Source organism: uncultured Muribaculum sp. (assembly GCF_910583865.1).
Lineage (GTDB): Bacteria > Bacteroidota > Bacteroidia > Bacteroidales > Muribaculaceae > Muribaculum.
The window spans coordinates 22,689-39,584 of the sequence record NZ_CAJTYX010000018.1 but is presented as its reverse complement, the minus strand read 5'-3'; the positions used below and the strand labels follow the sequence as shown (position 1 = coordinate 39,584).

13 protein-coding genes are annotated in these 16,896 nt (G+C 53.3%); 1 reads left to right on the top strand and 12 read right to left on the bottom strand.

Annotated elements, in window-relative coordinates; translation table 11 throughout:
* Positions 1–1,889 (top strand): leucine-rich repeat domain-containing protein (locus tag QZ303_RS05790; RefSeq protein WP_295730434.1); only part of this gene is annotated, 1,889 nt, incomplete at its 5' end.
* 137 nt (positions 1,890–2,026) lie between these two features.
* On the opposite strand, the gene QZ303_RS05785 is transcribed toward QZ303_RS05790, so the two are convergent.
* The 12 genes from QZ303_RS05785 to dnaN form a co-directional block, all read right to left on the bottom strand.
* Positions 2,027–2,704: an RluA family pseudouridine synthase gene (locus tag QZ303_RS05785; RefSeq protein ID WP_295730430.1), complete on the bottom strand. Its 678-nt coding sequence runs from the start codon at positions 2,702–2,704 to the stop codon at positions 2,027–2,029.
* Between the two features lie 89 nt (positions 2,705–2,793).
* Positions 2,794–4,545, bottom strand: a complete 1,752-nt coding sequence (locus QZ303_RS05780; protein WP_295730428.1) for a phospho-sugar mutase — start codon at positions 4,543–4,545, stop codon at positions 2,794–2,796.
* 168 nt (positions 4,546–4,713) lie between these two features.
* A complete protein-coding gene (radC, locus tag QZ303_RS05775) occupies positions 4,714–5,439 on the bottom strand; it encodes a DNA repair protein RadC (protein WP_295730425.1) in 726 nt (241 codons plus the stop codon).
* A 44-nt stretch (positions 5,440–5,483) separates the two neighbouring features.
* Entirely contained in the window at positions 5,484–6,482 is a 999-nt protein-coding gene (locus QZ303_RS05770; RefSeq protein WP_295730423.1) for a glycosyltransferase, read from the bottom strand.
* An 88-nt stretch (positions 6,483–6,570) separates the two neighbouring features.
* Positions 6,571–7,722: a carboxynorspermidine decarboxylase gene (nspC, locus tag QZ303_RS05765; RefSeq protein ID WP_295730421.1), complete on the bottom strand. Its 1,152-nt coding sequence runs from the start codon at positions 7,720–7,722 to the stop codon at positions 6,571–6,573.
* A gap of 22 nt (positions 7,723–7,744) precedes the next feature.
* Positions 7,745–10,090, bottom strand: a complete 2,346-nt coding sequence (locus QZ303_RS05760; protein ID WP_295730418.1) for an ATP-dependent helicase — start codon at positions 10,088–10,090, stop codon at positions 7,745–7,747.
* Between the two features lies 1 nt (position 10,091).
* Complete coding sequence (gene rlmB / locus QZ303_RS05755; RefSeq protein ID WP_295730415.1) at positions 10,092–10,850, bottom strand: 23S rRNA (guanosine(2251)-2'-O)-methyltransferase RlmB; 759 nt, start codon at positions 10,848–10,850, stop codon at positions 10,092–10,094.
* A 12-nt stretch (positions 10,851–10,862) separates the two neighbouring features.
* Positions 10,863–12,530: a DNA repair protein RecN gene (gene recN / locus QZ303_RS05750; RefSeq protein WP_295730412.1), complete on the bottom strand. Its 1,668-nt coding sequence runs from the start codon at positions 12,528–12,530 to the stop codon at positions 10,863–10,865.
* Positions 12,531–12,560: 30 nt separating this feature from the next.
* On the bottom strand, positions 12,561–13,487 hold the full coding sequence (locus tag QZ303_RS05745; protein ID WP_295730409.1) for a DUF4835 family protein: 927 nt from the start codon (positions 13,485–13,487) through the stop codon (positions 12,561–12,563).
* A 3-nt stretch (positions 13,488–13,490) separates the two neighbouring features.
* Positions 13,491–14,696: a bifunctional phosphopantothenoylcysteine decarboxylase/phosphopantothenate--cysteine ligase CoaBC gene (gene coaBC / locus QZ303_RS05740; protein WP_295730406.1), complete on the bottom strand. Its 1,206-nt coding sequence runs from the start codon at positions 14,694–14,696 to the stop codon at positions 13,491–13,493.
* Positions 14,693–15,454, bottom strand: coding sequence for a 3'-5' exonuclease (locus QZ303_RS05735; protein ID WP_295730404.1), 762 nt, complete (start codon positions 15,452–15,454; stop codon positions 14,693–14,695). The genes coaBC and QZ303_RS05735 overlap by 4 nt, the downstream gene beginning before the upstream one ends.
* Positions 15,455–15,456: 2 nt before the next feature.
* Positions 15,457–16,590 (bottom strand): DNA polymerase III subunit beta, encoded by a 1,134-nt coding sequence (gene dnaN, locus QZ303_RS05730; RefSeq protein WP_295730402.1) that lies wholly within the window; start codon positions 16,588–16,590, stop codon positions 15,457–15,459.
* Between the last annotated feature and the right edge of the window lie 306 nt (positions 16,591–16,896).

Genomic DNA, 16,896 nt, shown 5'->3' with positions numbered 1-16,896 from the left:
GCAAAAACGTGAAATCGATAGGCTCACAGGCTTTCATGAATTGCAAGCAGATAAAAGAAGTAATCCTACCGGAATCCCTAACTGAACTACAAGGATATGCGTTTAACGGATGCTCATCGCTTGAAACAATTCATATCCCTTCGAATCCGGCCTTGAAATCAATAAGTCAGGCTTTTCCCGGATGCACGTCGTTGAAAAGCGTCACCATACCACCGAACATCACGGATATCGCCTGGGCATTCGTCGATTGTGGGACAATCGACGAAATGATATTTTCCGATGGAAACAGCGAATTATATGTAGGCGAGTCCGCCGGTGCCTCAATCTTTGGCAGTACAATCATAAAAAAACTACACCTCGGACGCAACTGCTTTAGTGGCGACCTCGCGGCCCGCTTCAGAAATCAGGGAATCGAGACGCTCGTAATTGGTGACTCAGTAACGGCCATAAACGGGTGGATGTTCGAAGAAAATCCAATCAAATCACTGTCAATCGGCAAAAACGTGAAATCGATAGGCTCACAGGCTTTCATGAATTGCAAGCAGATAAACGAAATCAAGACGTATGCGGAAGAGCCGCCGGTATGTGAAGGAGAGGGGGTGTTCTCGCAGGAGGCCTATGACTCGGCGCTGTTGCTTGTGCCCACGGGAACATCGCAGGCTTATGCAAGCGCCGAAGTATGGAAGCTTTTCAAGCACAAGGGACAATCGACCTGTGCAGTCACATTCGAATACGATGAAGAGCAGTGCGACGTCAACGCGACTACAGAAGGATTTGCAGGAACGGTAGACTATGGCGCTTCCCTCAGCTTCACCGCCATGCCACAGGAAGGATTCAAGGTAGAGAGCGTCACCGCCTCCGGCGAATATCTCTTCCTGACGCCGGGTGAAAACCATGAATGGCGTCTCGACAGCATACAGAGCGACATTACTGTGAAAGTCGCCTCCGACGAGATACGCTACACCATCCTCGCCCGCATCGATTCCAAGGCCGGCCACATAACAGTCAATGGCGAGAAAACCGACTCGACCACGATAGTCTACGGCATGGGCGCCACCATAGGCATCGTGCTCAACGAAGGATTCAAGGTCGATTCAATCGGAATGAACGACACCGATGCCACCGCCATGTTCGCCGACGGCAAGCTCACTATCGACCGCATGATCGAAGATATCACGCTGTCGGTGCTCACATCGCTGAAAACATTCACCTTCACTACCGACTACGATGCCACATACGGCAGCGTGAGCGTCGGGGGCAATACCGCCACCGCGCAGCAGTACACGTATGGATCACGTCCGGAGATAGAGATAATGCCTGACGAGGGTTTCTGTCCCTCCACGGTGATGCTCAACGGCGAGGACATCACATCGCTGTTCGAAGGCAACCGCTATCAGACAGATTCCATAAAGAGCGACATGACGCTGAGCGTGACATTCGAGGCACGCACCGTCACCCTCTCTATTCTCGGACTACAGGGTGGCCGGGTAGCCCCTGTCTACAACTACGGTGCTTCGGCACGGATAAGACTACTCCCTGACGATGAGTGGACGGTAAATGCAGTGACGTTCAACGGCACACTTGCCGACAATGCCGAAATCGCCGATGGCCTATTCGTCACACCGGCGCTTACCGACGACAGCGACCTGAGCGTGACATTCGTCAAGAAAGATCCTACATCGATTGACGATGTCGAAGCATCCGGCATACGCGTCTACGGCAATGACCTGAAGATTATCATACTCGATGCCCCACAGGAGGCACAAGCCGTAGTGGTCGACCCCGCCGGACGCACCCTCTACGCCGGCACCGACCGCACGATTCCGGTCGCACACCCGGGAATCTATATGGTGAGCATCTGCAACCGCACATTCAAGTTGATGCTTTGATGGCCGACTACAAGATAACCGGAAAGCTAATGATAATATAGTAATATTGACTTAAGTACAGAGTGCGAGAACGGTGTGTCAGATTCAATCCGGCACACCGTTTTTTCGTGACTATATGTAAAACGCACGGACTGCCGTCAACGGACATTGGCGGCAAGTGCGCGCCAGAGAGTGTCGTCGGGAACCGGGGCTGTCACGTCTACCGGGTTGCCGCTTACGGGGTGGACGAAGCGTATGTGATGGCTCTGGAGCGAGATGCTTCCGTCGGGATTGGACCGCTTGTCGCCATATTTCAGATCACCCTTGATAGGACACCCTATCGATGCGAGCTGCACACGTATCTGGTGCTTCCTGCCGGTGAGCAGACGCACTTCAAGCAGATGATAGCGCTCCGAGGAGGCGATGTGCCGGTATTTCAACACGGCCTTCTGCGCGCCTTCGCGAGGCTGTAGCGACGCATACGATTTGTTGTTGCGCTCCACCGACGTTATATAATGCGTCAGCGTGCCTTCCGGCTCGGGAGGCATGTTGCGGGTGATGGCCCAGTAGGTTTTTTCGACACCGCCGTCGCGGAACAACTGATTCATGCGTGCGAGCGCCTTGGAGGTCTTGGCGAACACCACCAGTCCGCCCACCGGCCGGTCGAGGCGGTGCACCACCCCGCAGAACACATTGCCGGGCTTGGCATACTTCTCCTTAAGCCAACGCTTGAGCGTGTCGACAAGCGGCTCGTCGCCGGTCTTGTCGCCCTGCACTATCTCTCCGGGGGCCTTGTTCACCACGAGCAGATGATTGTCCTCCCATAAAACTTCCATATCTACGGTATTATAGCGAATAAAGCGGAGACACCACCGGACTCACCGGTAGCGTCTCCGCAATTATGATGTATGATATCTATGACTCATCAATCGATGCCGAGATCCTTCTTGATGGCCTCTATCTTGGCATCGGCCTCGTCGATGGCCTTGCCATAGTCCTCGGGCTTCTCCATCTTGCCCTTGACCTCGACGTAGAACTTGATCTTGGGTTCCGTGCCGGAGGGACGCACGCTGACCTTGGTGCCGTCGGCGGTGAAGTACTGCAGCACGTTGGAGGTGACAGGCATGTCCATCTTGGTGATCTTGCCTGTGGCCACATCGGTGAGATTGAGGTCGGCATAGTCCTTGATGGTGACAATCGGGCTTCCGGCAAGCTGCTTGGGCGGGTTGGCGCGGAAGTTCTTCATGATGGCGATGATCTCCTCTGCACCGGTCTTGCCCTTGCGCACGAGCGACACACCTGCCTCGCGTGAGAATCCGTAGGTCATATAGATGTCCTTGAGCATCTGGAGGAAGTTCATGTTCTTCGTCTTTGCCCATGCGAGAGCCTCGGCCATGAGCGAGATGGCGCTGACAGCGTCCTTGTCGCGGCAGAAGTCCTCGGCAAGGAATCCGTAGCTCTCCTCGCCGCCTCCGAGATAACGGCCCACGCCCTCGTTCTCGCGGATCACGGCGGCGATCCACTTGAAGCCGGTGTAGCAGTCATACATCTTGAAGCCGTTCTTGTCGGCGATGGACTTGATGGTCTCGGTGGTCACGATGGTCTTTACGATATATTCCTTACCGGTGATGCGGCCCAGCTCCTTGTTGCGAGTCATTATGTAGTTGAGCAGGATCATCACGATCTGGTTGCCGTTGATGAGCACATACTCGCCGCTATCGTCGCGGAGCACACAGCCGATACGGTCAGCGTCGGGGTCAGAAGCGAGGATAAGGTCGGCATCCACCTCCTTGGCCTTGGCGATGGCCATAGCCATTGCGGAGGGCACTTCGGGGTTGGGAGAAGCGACAGTGGGGAAATCGCCGGATGTCACATCCTGCTCGGGAACGTTGATGATGTTGGTGAAGCCGTAGTTGCGCAGCGAGGCGGGAATCAGCTTCACGCCGGTGCCGTGGATAGGCGTGTAGACAAGCTTCAGGTCGTGGAACTGCTTGACGGCATCGGGGCTCAGCTGTAGACCCTTGATGGCGGTGAGGAACTTCTGGTCCATCTCGTCGCCGATGATGGTGATGAGGTCGGGATTGCCCTTGAACTTGATCTCGCCTATGCCGCTGATGCGGTTGACGTACTCGATCACGTTGACATCGTGCGGGGCTATGAACTGTGCACCGTCGCTCCAGTATGCCTTATAGCCGTTGTATTCCTTGGGATTGTGCGAGGCCGTGATGTTCACACCGCTCTGGCAGCCAAGCTCGCGGATGGCGAACGAAAGTTCCGGAGTAGGACGGAAGCTGTCGAAAAGATAGACCTTTATACCGTTGGCCGAAAAGATGTCGGCAACGATCTCGGCAAACTTGCGCGAATTGTTGCGCACGTCGTGGCCTACGACCACGGATATCTGAGGCTCATCCTTGAAAGCGACTTTCAGGTAATTGGCAAGTCCTTGTGTGGCGGCGCCTACAGTGTAGATGTTCATACGGTTGGTGCCTGCGCCCATGATTCCGCGCAGACCGCCCGTACCGAACTCGAGATCACGATAGAAGCTGTCGATCAGCTCGCTCTTGTCGTCGGCATCGAGCATGCGGCGCACTTCTGCGCGTGTCTCTTCGTCGTAGCCGTCGGCAAGCCAGCTCTGGGCTTTTTCAGTCACCGTCTTGATGAGGTTTTCATTTTCCATATCTTGAAATTTTTTGGTATTAAGGTATTTGGACAAATTCTGTAGGGAGAGGTATTTACAAAGGTAACGTTTCGCCACTGTTTTAGCAAGAAAAAACAGTTATAATTCCAAAATAATTTTTACCTATTGCTTTTTCCGGCAAACACAATCCTCATCCTTACCATGCAATCAATTGCGCATCTTTCCTTCGTCGGCATAAGAAAAATAACCGTTCGGAGTAATAATCACATGGTCGAATACCGTTATGTCAAGCAGCTTTCCACCCTCGACCAGACGTGAGGTGAGCCGGTCGTCCTCGATACTTGGACGAAGGTTGCCTGAAGGATGGTTATGTACGAGGATTATGGACGCCACCTCGTCGCCACGCTCCATCACACGCTTGAATATGATCTTCGGATCGACCACGGTCGCCGCCGTACCTCCGCTGCTGATCTGCAACCGGTCGACCACAGTGTTGCCGCGCGAGAGCATCAGCACCCAGAACTCCTCATGGTGAATGTGCTGCAACCTGCGACGCATCAGAGCATACACGCTGTCACTACCTTTTATCACAGGTTTTATCTCGACATCCTCGTCGCGGCAGCGCATGCCAAGCTCGAATGCCGCAAGGAGTCCGATGGCCTTTGCCGGACCGACTCCCGGATTGTCGCGCACGATATCACGCACGGAGCGTGACGCGATGTCCGACAGCCGACCGCCATAGCGGCGTAGAAGTTCCTGGCTCATGGTCAGCACCGACTTGCCGCGCATGCCGTTGCCGAAGATTATGGCCACAAGTTCAGGTGTCGAAAGCGAACCGATGCCGTCGCGCATGGCCTTTTCGCGAGGTCGGTCGGACGGAGCGATATCCTCTATAAGGATATAGTCGCGTACTTCAGGTTGAGGAGATTCCATATGATAGCTTATTGAAATTATTTATCTGCCAGACGGTCAAATGCCTATTTACCGCGTCGCATATCGACCTCTTCCGCGATGTCGCGTCCGCGTCCCATGATGATTTTCGTGAAATAGGCCTTTATGAATCCGCATCCGTAGCCTCCGAGCTGGATTATGCTCGCCGGCACAGCCAATGTCGCAATCTTAACGGAACGCGTGGAGACAAGCGCAGCCACCCATATGGCGAGCAGGTATAGTCCGAGCGGAAGCAGGAACCATGGGGAAACAAACAAGCCGAGCAACAATAGGGCGGCAGCACCGGTCACCGCCACTGCCGGAAGCCAGTGTACGAGCTTCAGCGAGTCGGGATAAAGCAAATAGAGTGTGATACGCGACATGCCGAACACATAGACCTGACGCAGAAACTTGCGGAAGTCCACACGCCTCTTATGGTAGACAGGGGCCTCGTGGATAAGCCCGATGGAAAATCCGGCCTTGCGTATGCGCGTGCTCATGTCGATATCCTCCGAAAACATCTCGCGGAATCCCCCTACCCGCTCGTAGACCTTTCGGGAATAACCCATGTTGAACGTGCGTGGTGTGAATTTTTCCAGACTGATCTTTCCGCCGCGTATGCCTCCTGTGGTCAGGAACGAGGTCATGGAGTGGTTTATGGCCTTCTGTGTGGGCGTGAACGAGTCGTGGGCTGCATCAGGGCCTCCGAAACAATCGAGCGGACGGGAAGCAAGAGCCTTATCGAGGTTTTCGAAATAACACTGAGGAATCACGCAGTCGGAATCGAAAAATATGAAATATTCGCCCGATGCGCGCTCCATGCCATAATTGCGGGCAATCGAGCGACCTTCGTTATCCTTATAGAAGTACTTCACATCGATATTATCCGCATAGTGCTTGACGGCATCCTCGCAAGGAGCCGTAGAACCGTCCTCCACGATTATGACCTCAAAATCGGCAAACGTCTGTTCGGTTAGGCTCTTCAGGAGATCATCAACCTCATCGATTCGGTTGTAGACTGGGATTATTACGGAATATTTCGGCATGGGCAGTAATGTATAGTGATGTTTCGAGTGTCACAATATGGGAAAAGTCGCGGAAGCCAACCCTGATATGGAGTGAGACGCCGAAGGGTCAGTCCATGCGCGACTTGTAATCCTCGTAGGTGAAATGCCGCAACACAGTGCATTCGCCGGCTGAATCGCACCACACCATGTCGGGATGCTGTATGCCGTTGAACATCGTGGTCTTTACGGTAGTGTAATGGTTCATATCCTCAAGCGTCAGGCGGTCACCGATCCGAAGAGGGCGCGCAAAGGTCCAGTCGCCCACAAAATCCCCACTCAGGCATGAATTACCGCCAAGACGGTAGGATGGCAATCCTTCGGCAGGCTGTACGCTGCCTGTTATGGCGGGTTTGTAGGGCATCTCCAGGCAGTCAGGCATATGGCAGGCAAAAGATGCGTCGATGATGGCTGTTTTCACCCCCTGGTTCTCCACCACGTCTACCACTGATGTCACCAGATCGCCCGTGCGCCACATGAACGCGCTTCCTGGCTCAAGAATCACCCTCAGCCACGGATAACGCTCCTTGAATCCACGCAGTAGTGCCACGAGATGGGCAGTGTCATATCCCTCGCGGGTCATGAGATGTCCGCCACCCATGTTCACCCATCCGACCTGGGGCAGATAGCGGCCGAACTGCTCCTCGAAAGCGGCGAGCACCTTCTCCAGATCATATGACGAAGATTCGCACAGCGCATGGAAATGCAGACCTTCTATGCCGTCGGGCAGACGGTCGCCGATCTGCTCCGCCGTGACCCCGAAGCGGGAACCGGGCACAGCCGGATTGTAGATGTCGGTATCTATCACCGAACACATCGGATTGACACGTAGTCCGGGACTGACGCGTCGTTCCGGGTGCGAGGCATTGTATTCCTCCACATCCTTACGGAAGCGCTCCCACTGCGAAATTGAGTTGAAGGTAAGATGCGTGCTCCCGGCAATAAACTCCCCTATCGTGTCGGGAGTATATGCCGGACAATATGTGTGCACCTCACCCCCAAGCTCCTCGTTGCCCAGACGCATCTCGTTGAGGGAACTTGCCGTGGAGTCGCGCACATATTCACGCACCACGGGGAATGTGCGCCAGAGTGCATTGGCCTTGAAAGCCATTATTATCTCGATCCCCGCATCGCGCGCCACCGAGGTGATAAGCTCAAGGTTGCGGCGTATGCGGTCCTCATATACTATATAATATGGTGTTGACAGCTGTGATGCTTCCATATACCTGTATTTTGGTAGTTACTTATTGGTTCTCAAGTATTGTGAATCGTGCGAACTTAAGCAGCAGTTTCTTTTCCCCCACTACATTGAACCTAACCGTCACGGTAGGACTCGGCGCATTGGCCGCGACTACAGTTATAGTGCCCAGGCCGAAACGTGAATGCTCTATCTTCATGCCGACAGTCAGTTCCGACACGTCATGGAGGTTTTCGCTGCCGTTTCCGGGAGCGGCCTCTATCGGGGTTGATGATAAGTTGACAGGACGTATCTGTGAAGGCACATTATCGACAAGAGGATGTGAGAATGAGCGGCGACGCTCCCGGTTGTCGCGTATGGAATCCCGGTAATTGTCGATAGGACTGATCACACTGTCAGGACGCCCGAAATCGCACCCGGGAGAGACGTAAAGGTAGCTTCGGTCGATGTCTGCGATGAAACGCGACGGACGTGCGGGCGCGGTCTGGCCGTTACGGTAGCGGCTTCCGGCGTATGTGAGCACGCAATGACGACGCGCCCGCGTTATCGCCACGTAGAGCAGACGGCGCTCCTCTTCTATGCCACGTAGTGTGTCGCAGCTCATTGCTGACGGGAACAGATCCTCCTCCACTCCGACCACAATCACATTGTTGAACTCCAATCCCTTGGCGGCATGCACGGTCATCAGCGTCACAGCCTCGCCGTTGCTGTCGCTCATGTCCTGGTCGGTAGCCAGCGACACGTTGGCAAGGAAGTCCACAAGCTTGGTCTCCTGAGCCGACTGCTCCAGGCGTTCACCAACAAACTCCGAGATTCCCTGCAAAAGCTCAAGTATATTTTCCTGCTTGGAAATACTTTCGGGGGTGTTGTCATGGATAAGCGACGCGAGCATGCGCGTGTCCTCAACAATCGCCCGTGCCACCTCGTAAGCCGAGAGACCGGCTGTCACCATCCCCACGAATTTCTGTATCTGCTCCACGAACCCCTCCACTTTCTTTATCGCCGCCGCCTTGAGTCCGGTGTCGTAGCTGTCGAGCGACGTGACGACACGCCACAGGCTCACGCCATTATGCATGGCGGCATGTATCAACCTGCCTACAGTGGTTTCTCCTATGCCGCGCGCCGGATAGTTGATGACACGCTTGAACGCTTCATCGTCATCGGGATTGACGGCAAGACGCATGTAGGCGACCACGTCCTTCACCTCCTTGCGCTGATAGAACGAAAGGCCGCCATATATACGATACGGGATATTGCGGTTGCGCAACGATTCCTCCATGCGGCGCGACTGTGAATTGGTGCGATAGAGTATGGCGAACTCGTTGTAAGGGTCATGGCTGCGCATCTGCATCTGCGACACCTTGTTCGCTACCAGAATCGCCTCCTCGTAGTCGCTGTAGGCCTGAACCACCTCTATGCGTGCACCCACGTCGTTGCGAGAAAATACCTGTTTGGGTATCTGTTCTTTGTTCTTGGCGATAAGAGTGTTCGCGGCATTGATGATGTTCTGTGTCGACCTGTAGTTCTGTTCAAGCTTGAACGTGCGCAGCCCCGGAAACGATTTGTTCAGGTTCAATATGTTGCTTATGTTGGCACCCCGGAACGAGTAGATGCTCTGAGCGTCATCTCCGACCACACACAGCGCTTTCGATTCAGCGCAAAGCTGGCGTATGATGACATGTTGTGCGAAATTTGTGTCCTGATACTCGTCGACGAGCACATAGCGGAAATATTCCTGATACTTCCTGCGTATGTCGTCATTGTCGCGCAGCAGCAGGTTGGTATAATAGAGGAGATCGTCGAAATCCATAGCCCCGGATTCGCGGCATCTCTTACAGTATGCCCTGTATATCACTCCGAGGGCGGGACGTTTAGCACGCTCGTCGGCAGCCTTTTGAGCCGTATCGGCAAGATACATTTCAGGCGACACAAGGGCATTCTTGGCATTGGATATGGCCGCTGCGACGATATTTGGCTTATAGACCTTGTCATCAAGCTCCATATCGCGCAATATAGCCTTTATCAGTGACTTAGAATCGGCTGCATCGTAGATGGTGAAGCTGCTTTTGAAGCCTATCCGGTCGGCGTTCAACCTGAGCAGACGCGCGAATATGCTGTGGAACGTGCCCATCCAAAGCCGCGAGGCCACTTCCGGACCGACCATGCGCTCGATGCGCTCCCGCATCTCCTTTGCGGCCTTGTTGGTGAAAGTAAGGGCAAGTATTCGCCACGGCTCATAGCCTGACCGGAGCAGATGCACGATCTTGTACGTGAGCACACGCGTCTTACCCGATCCGGCACCGGCGATTACGAGCTGCGGCCCGTCGGTATAGACAACGGCATCGCGCTGCTGCTCGTTGAGCTGCGACAGATAGTCATCCTCCACGGCCATGTCACATCACTTCAAGATTTCCGGCGAGTCTCTGGCGTACCACTTCATAGATAACCACGCCTGCGGCCACCGACACATTGAGCGAGCCAATATGCCCGAACTGCGGAATGCTCACAAACGTGTCGCACAGCCGCAGCACCTCGGGCGAGATGCCGACATCCTCGGCACCCATAACGATAGCCACAGGGCCGGTATAGTCGGCCTGGGTATAGTTTATGTCGGCCTTCTCCGATGCCGCGACCACCATGTAGCCATTGTCTTTCAGAAAACGCACGGCACCGGCGACCGAGCGCTCGCGGCACACGGGGATATGTAGCAAAGCACCGGCGGACGTCTTTACTGCATCACCGCCGACACTAACGCTGCCATGGTCGGGAATAACTATGGCATCGACCCCGGCGCACTCGCACGTGCGGGCGATGGCACCGAAATTGCGCACGTCGGTTATACCGTCGAGCACCACCACAAAGGGTAGCACTCCCTCTTCATAAAGCTCCGGCACAAGATGGTCGAGCCGATGATAGGTCACGGCCGAGAGCATGGCAAGCACACCCTGGTGATTCTTACGGGTTATGCGGTTGATACGCTCCACCGGCACACGCTGTACCGGCACACGCACATGACGCAGTTTGTCAAGCAGTTCCTTAAGAAGGGCATCGCCCTGAAGATCCTTGCGGATAAACACTTTGTCTATCTCCTTGCCGGCTTCAAGAGCCTCGATCACGGCACGTATGCCGAATATATAGTCGGTTGATTCCATTAATAGTCAAGCTTAATGTTTGTTTGCATTGAGAAGGGAGAGGGCATTGGCACGTGCGGCATCATCTACAGTCGCACCTCCAAGCATCACCGCGATTTCATCGACACGTTCCTGTTCGTCAAGCTGCCGTATGTGCGTATGTGTGGCATCATCGTCATCGAGCTTGTATACCTTGTAATGTGCGTTGCCAAGAGCGGCCACCTGCGGCAGATGCGTTATAGCCATCACTTGTATCGACTCCGATATGTCGCGCATCATTCGGCCCATGCGGTTGGCCACATCACCGGATACCCCGGTATCAATCTCATCGAAGATAATCGATGGAAGTTGCATACGGCTCGCTATGATGCTCTTGATCGAAAGCATGAGCCTCGATATCTCGCCTCCTGACGCTGCGCCGCCTACGGGCATCAACGGTTGGTTCTTGTTGAACGCAAACCGGAACTCAACGGCATCCATGCCTGTAGCCGACATGTCGCCGGTGTGGATGTCGACATGTGCGCGCAAGTTCTTCATGCCGAGCGGAGAAGCTGTCTCACAGAGCAGTCGCTCAAACCGACGGGCCTCCTCGGTGCGCCTGCGTGTAAGTTCTACGGCAATTTCACGGGCAGCGGCCTTGGCCCGCCGGGCCTCCTTTTCAAGTTCCTCAATCGTGTACGAACTGTTCTCAAGCGCCGAGAGCTTTATCCTGAGATTCTCACGCAGGTCGACAAGCTCCTGTATGGAGCTGACATGATGCTTGGACTGAAGGGAATATATGTCGTTGAGACGTTGCTCTATAGCCTCCAGCTCATCAGGGTCGGCATTTAGGTCGCGGTCGAAGTCAGCAAGCGTGTCAGCGATATCCCGCAATTCGATATGGGCGGTATTCAGCCGTTCCACGATATTGTCGGCATCCTCAAGCACCTGCGACAGCTGCTCGCAATACTCGACAGCATCCCCGAGCATCGAAAGAGCGTTGTGCGCACCGTCAGAGAGTGCGGCGAGGGCACCACCGAGTGTCGATTTGATTTCCGAGATGTTGGCGAGCACGTCACGGTCTTTTTCAAGCTGCTCCTGCTCCCCGGCCTCAAGTTTCATGGCATCGAGCTGTTCAAGCTGGAAACGCGTGAAGTCCTCGTCCTGCCGGTTCTGCTCTATGATTTTCTTCGTGTCACGCAGACGTTTAAGCGCACGGCGATATGCAACGAAACGACGTCCATAGTCGGCCAACAGCTCCTCATTGCCGGCAAGAGTGTCGATTATGCTCAATTGGAATTCCGGAGACGCGAGCAGACGATTGTTGTGCTGGGAATGGATGTCGACGAGGAGCATGGCCACATGCGACAGCAGATCAAGGGTGACGGGGGAATCGTTGATGAACGCACGCGATCGTCCGGCAGGGGCAATCTCCCGTCGGAGTATGCACACGGTGTCGTCCCACTCTATATCATTAGCGGTACAATACTCCCTAAGGCGCTTATAGTCGTGAAGTTCAAAAGTCGCTTCTATCACCGACTTACGGCCTGAATCACGCACAGCCTTCAAGTCAGCGCGTTCGCCGAGGATAAGAGAAAGGGCGCCGAGCATTATCGACTTGCCCGCACCGGTCTCTCCGGTAATGATGTTGAACCCGTTGTGAAAGGTTATGTCAACCGAATCAATAAGGGCGTAATTGGATATATGCAGCGATCTTAACATATGATCAATGATTCGTTCGGGCCGAGTAGCCTACTGCTGTTTGTTTGTACCTTTCTTAATCATGTCGAGACGTTTCCCTTCGGTAGGATACAGACTGTAGAGAAGTTCGTAGACTCGCTCACGCTCATCCTGCGGCGCCTTGGAGTAGACATTGACAAGCTCGTCGAGTTTCGCGTCCTTGAACAAGGAGATACCTACTGACATAGGGGCGACCTTGCTCACCTCGGAAAGTATGTCGAGCGACTGCGTGATGCGCTGACGGCCCTTGTCGGGACTCACCGACATCTCGTCAAGTCCGGTACGATGGTAGGCATACAGCATATCACGCAATTTCTGGGTGGACGGTTCGGTAAAAGCATTGAGCACGGCGGCGCGGTTCTTTGTATCCTCAAACGATTTCCACCCACCCTCACCTGCCGATTGCGCCATCTGCACAACGTTGTTCAACCGCTCCCAATAAGGGTCTCCACCCCGTGGAGAGAAACTGTCGAAATCAAGTGCCAGAACAAGATACACGTAATAATTTATTATCGCGGTAAGATTGCTCTCCATGGAATTTTCAGAGAATATCAGAGGTTCGCCCTGTGAGTAGTCAAACTCGATCTTCGTATCCTTGAAATTTATGATGGTGGTAGTATAATTGCTGTTGTAGACAGGCCTGGAGGACTGAATCTGCAATTCACCGGTTATACGAGGATCCTCATAAGTCTTTACAGCCAGAAACAGCTTGCAATCAATCTTCTCATTGGTAGAAAACTGCGCATTCGTCCACTTGCGGGTGTTGATGTACTCCGATATGGCATCCTGCAAAGTCGTAAATACGGCAGTATTGGTCCCGGGCACCTGGGAGAAGTCGATTTCGACCTTGCAGTTAAGTTCCTGAGCCGAGGCACGGGATGAGAGGCCGGACAGAAGTACGACCAACAACATACGTAATATCAGAGCAATGCGTTTCATCAATCAGAGAGAGAGGATTGTGTCGAGTATATCACCTGCCACCTCGTGCTTGTCCTTGAGCGGGAACGGCAAGGTACGGCCATCGGCGGTAAAGACGGTAACCTTATTGGTATCTGTCGAAAAACCGGCACCGGCATCACGAAGCGAATTAAGGACAATCATGTCGAGATTCTTAGACTTCATCTTGGCCACAGCATTGTCACCCTCGTGATCCGTCTCAAGGGCAAAGCCGACAAGAATCTGACCCTCATGCTTCTTTTCCCCGAGAGTACGGGCGATGTCAGGATTCTTTACGAGTCTTATTTCGGGAGGCTCATTGCCCTCCCTCTTTATCTTGATGTCTGAAGGACTGGCGGGAGCATAGTCGGCAACAGCCGCACACATTATTGCGACATCGGCGTCAGGAAATACGTTCTCGCATGCGTCGAGCATCTGGCGCGCGGACTCCACGCGCACCACAGATATTGCAGAATCGGCCGGAGCGGGAATGCTTACCGGACCGCTGACCAATGTGACTGTGGCCCCTCGGGAGGCCGCTTCACCGGCAATGGCATAACCCATCTTGCCGGAACTGTAGTTCCCTATGAAACGCACCGGATCTATGCGTTCATATGTGGGTCCGGCGGTAATCAGCACGTGCTTACCCTTATAATCACAATTTCCGGAGAAATAAGCCTCAAGCACTTCGACAATGCGTTCAGGCTCCTCCATACGGCCTTTGCCGGTGAGATGGCTTGCCAGTTCGCCCGACTGTGCCTCTATGATATGGTTGCCGTAGGAGCGAAGCAACGAGATATTGCGCACAGTGGAAGGATGGGCCATCATGTCAAGATCCATGGCCGGAGCCACAAACACGGGCGCCTTAGCCGACAGATATGTGGTGACAAGCATGTTGTCAGCCACTCCGTTTGCCATCTTGGCGATGGTGGATGCTGTTGCCGGAGCCACAATCATGGCATCGGCCCACAACCCGAGATCCACATGGCTGTGCCATTCACCGGTGTTGGCTGTAAAAAATTCGCTTATGACCGGCTTGCCGCTGAGTGTCGACAAGGTGACAGGCGTGATGAACTCCTTGGCATTTGGCGTCATCACCACCTGAACTTCCGCACCGGCCTTCACCAAAAGACGCACAAGCATCGCCGACTTGTAGGCGGCGATGCCTCCGGTGATACCGAGTATGATATGCTTACCTTTTATGGCAGTCATCGCATGCGCATCTTTATAGCCGTTATCACCTGTTTGGTGTTGGCCGGAAATTCACCCTGCATCATCCAGGAATAATATCCTATGTCGCGACGGAACACATCCTCGACAAGCTGTCCCTTGTATTTTCCGAAATTGAACACTTCCTTGCCGGCATCGTTGCGGATAATACGACCCATAAGGTCGACATTCTTATTCTGGGTGGAGAATTCCGCAAGAAAAGCGACATCATTCTTAAGCGTGTCGTAACGGTCAAGCTGCGCCTTGAGCACCTCGTAGGTGGCGCGGGTATCGGCATTTGCGGAATGGGCCTCCGTAAGGTCCTTGTCGCAATAAAATCTGTACGCGGCCACAAGGGTGCGCTGCTCCATCTTGTGGAATATGGTCTGCACGTCGACAAAACGGCGCTTGGAAAGATCGAAGGGAATGCCGGCACGCAGGAATTCCTCGGTGAGTAACGGCACGTCGAAACGGTTGGAGTTGAAGCCGGCTATGTCGGCATCGTCGAAGAGCTGCATCAGCTCCCCGGCGACCATACGGAATGTCGGGGCGTCGGCCACGTCATCGTCGGTAATATGGTGTATGGCGGTCGCTTCGGCAGGGATAGGCATACCCGGATTTACGCGTATCGTGCGTTCTATCTCCGACCCGTCGGGCATCACCTTTATCACGGATATCTCCACGATACGGTCGCGCATGATGCTCGTTCCGGTTGTCTCAAGGTCGAAGAATACTATTGGGCGTGTAAGTGCGAGATTCATTTTCAGAATTCAGATACAGTCATTGGCATGAGCAGCATGAGGAGGTCGGAATCATCACTCTGCTCGGCAGGAACGAATACACCGGGGCGGCTCGGGTCGGAAAGCTTCAGGAGTACGTTCTCGGTGGATATGGTGTTTATTATCTCGATAAGATACGGAGCACTGAACCCGATTACCATGTCAGTGCCGGTGAAATCACAAGGCACTTCTTCGCGCGCCGACGTGCAGAAGTTGTTGTCGGTGGCCTTCATGGTGAGTTTCTCGGGATTTATACGGAACTTGACAAGCCCATGCCCCTGATCGACGAATACGGCCACACGGCGTATGGCGGTAAGGAACTGCTGGCGGTCGAGGGTCACCACATACGGATTATTCTGAGGTATCACCCGATTATAATCGGGGAAATTACCCTTTATAAACCGGCAGTTGAAGCGATAAGAGGGGCTTTCGAAAGTAACACTTTTCGGCTCGACTGTGATCCGGATAGACTCCTCTTTTGCAAACACATTCTTGATGACTGTGGCAGGCTTCACGGGAAGTATGAAAGAGCCTTCCTGACCCGGTTCCGACATGTTGTTGCGATAACGCACAAGCTTGCGTGTATCAGTGGAAACAAAAACTATACCGTCAGGCTTGATGTCCCACAATATTCCCATCATCTGAGGGCGCAGATCATCGTTACCTACCGCAAACAACGTGTTATCTATGCCTTTCAGCACCTGTTCCGTAGGACATACAAACGTGAAATTCGCATCGGGATTCTCGGCATCCGACTCGTTTGATGGATATTCAGCACCGTTAAGAGCGATGAAACTGTACTTACCTGTAGCATACGTCAATTCCACGGAGAGGTTCTGGTCATTGATATTGAACTCCAATCCCTGATCGGGCATCTCCTTGAGAAGATCCACCAAACGGCGCGCATCGACACAGAAACGGCCTTCACCTTCTGCATCCATCACTTGCATATGGGCCACAAGAGTATTTTCAAGATCGGAAGCCGTCACAGTCAAGGTGTCATCAGACAACTCGAAAAGGAAATTGTTGAGTATGGTCAACGCGTTCTTCGAATTAATCACCTTGCTTACGGCCGACACACACGTGTGAAGTGTCTTGCTGGAGACATTAAATTTCATGAGGCGGTATTTTGTTTGATTTATATTCCATATTCGTATGTCCTGAATATACAAGAGCAAAGATACGGGTTAGCCGAGTATAAAAACAAATCCTATTTGATTTTCACCACGGACGAGTACCTAATACGGATTCAAAGTTACGCATTTTCCAACACAAAACCATATCCGAGACGAGGTTTTATTTCTCACACTCCCACATACCATCATTAACATTATTTATGGATAAATAGCCATTAATTAAAGAAAATCATTTTGTCGTTTTCAAAAATAACCCGTAACTTAGTAGAGACGTCTTTTCCCGTTTTT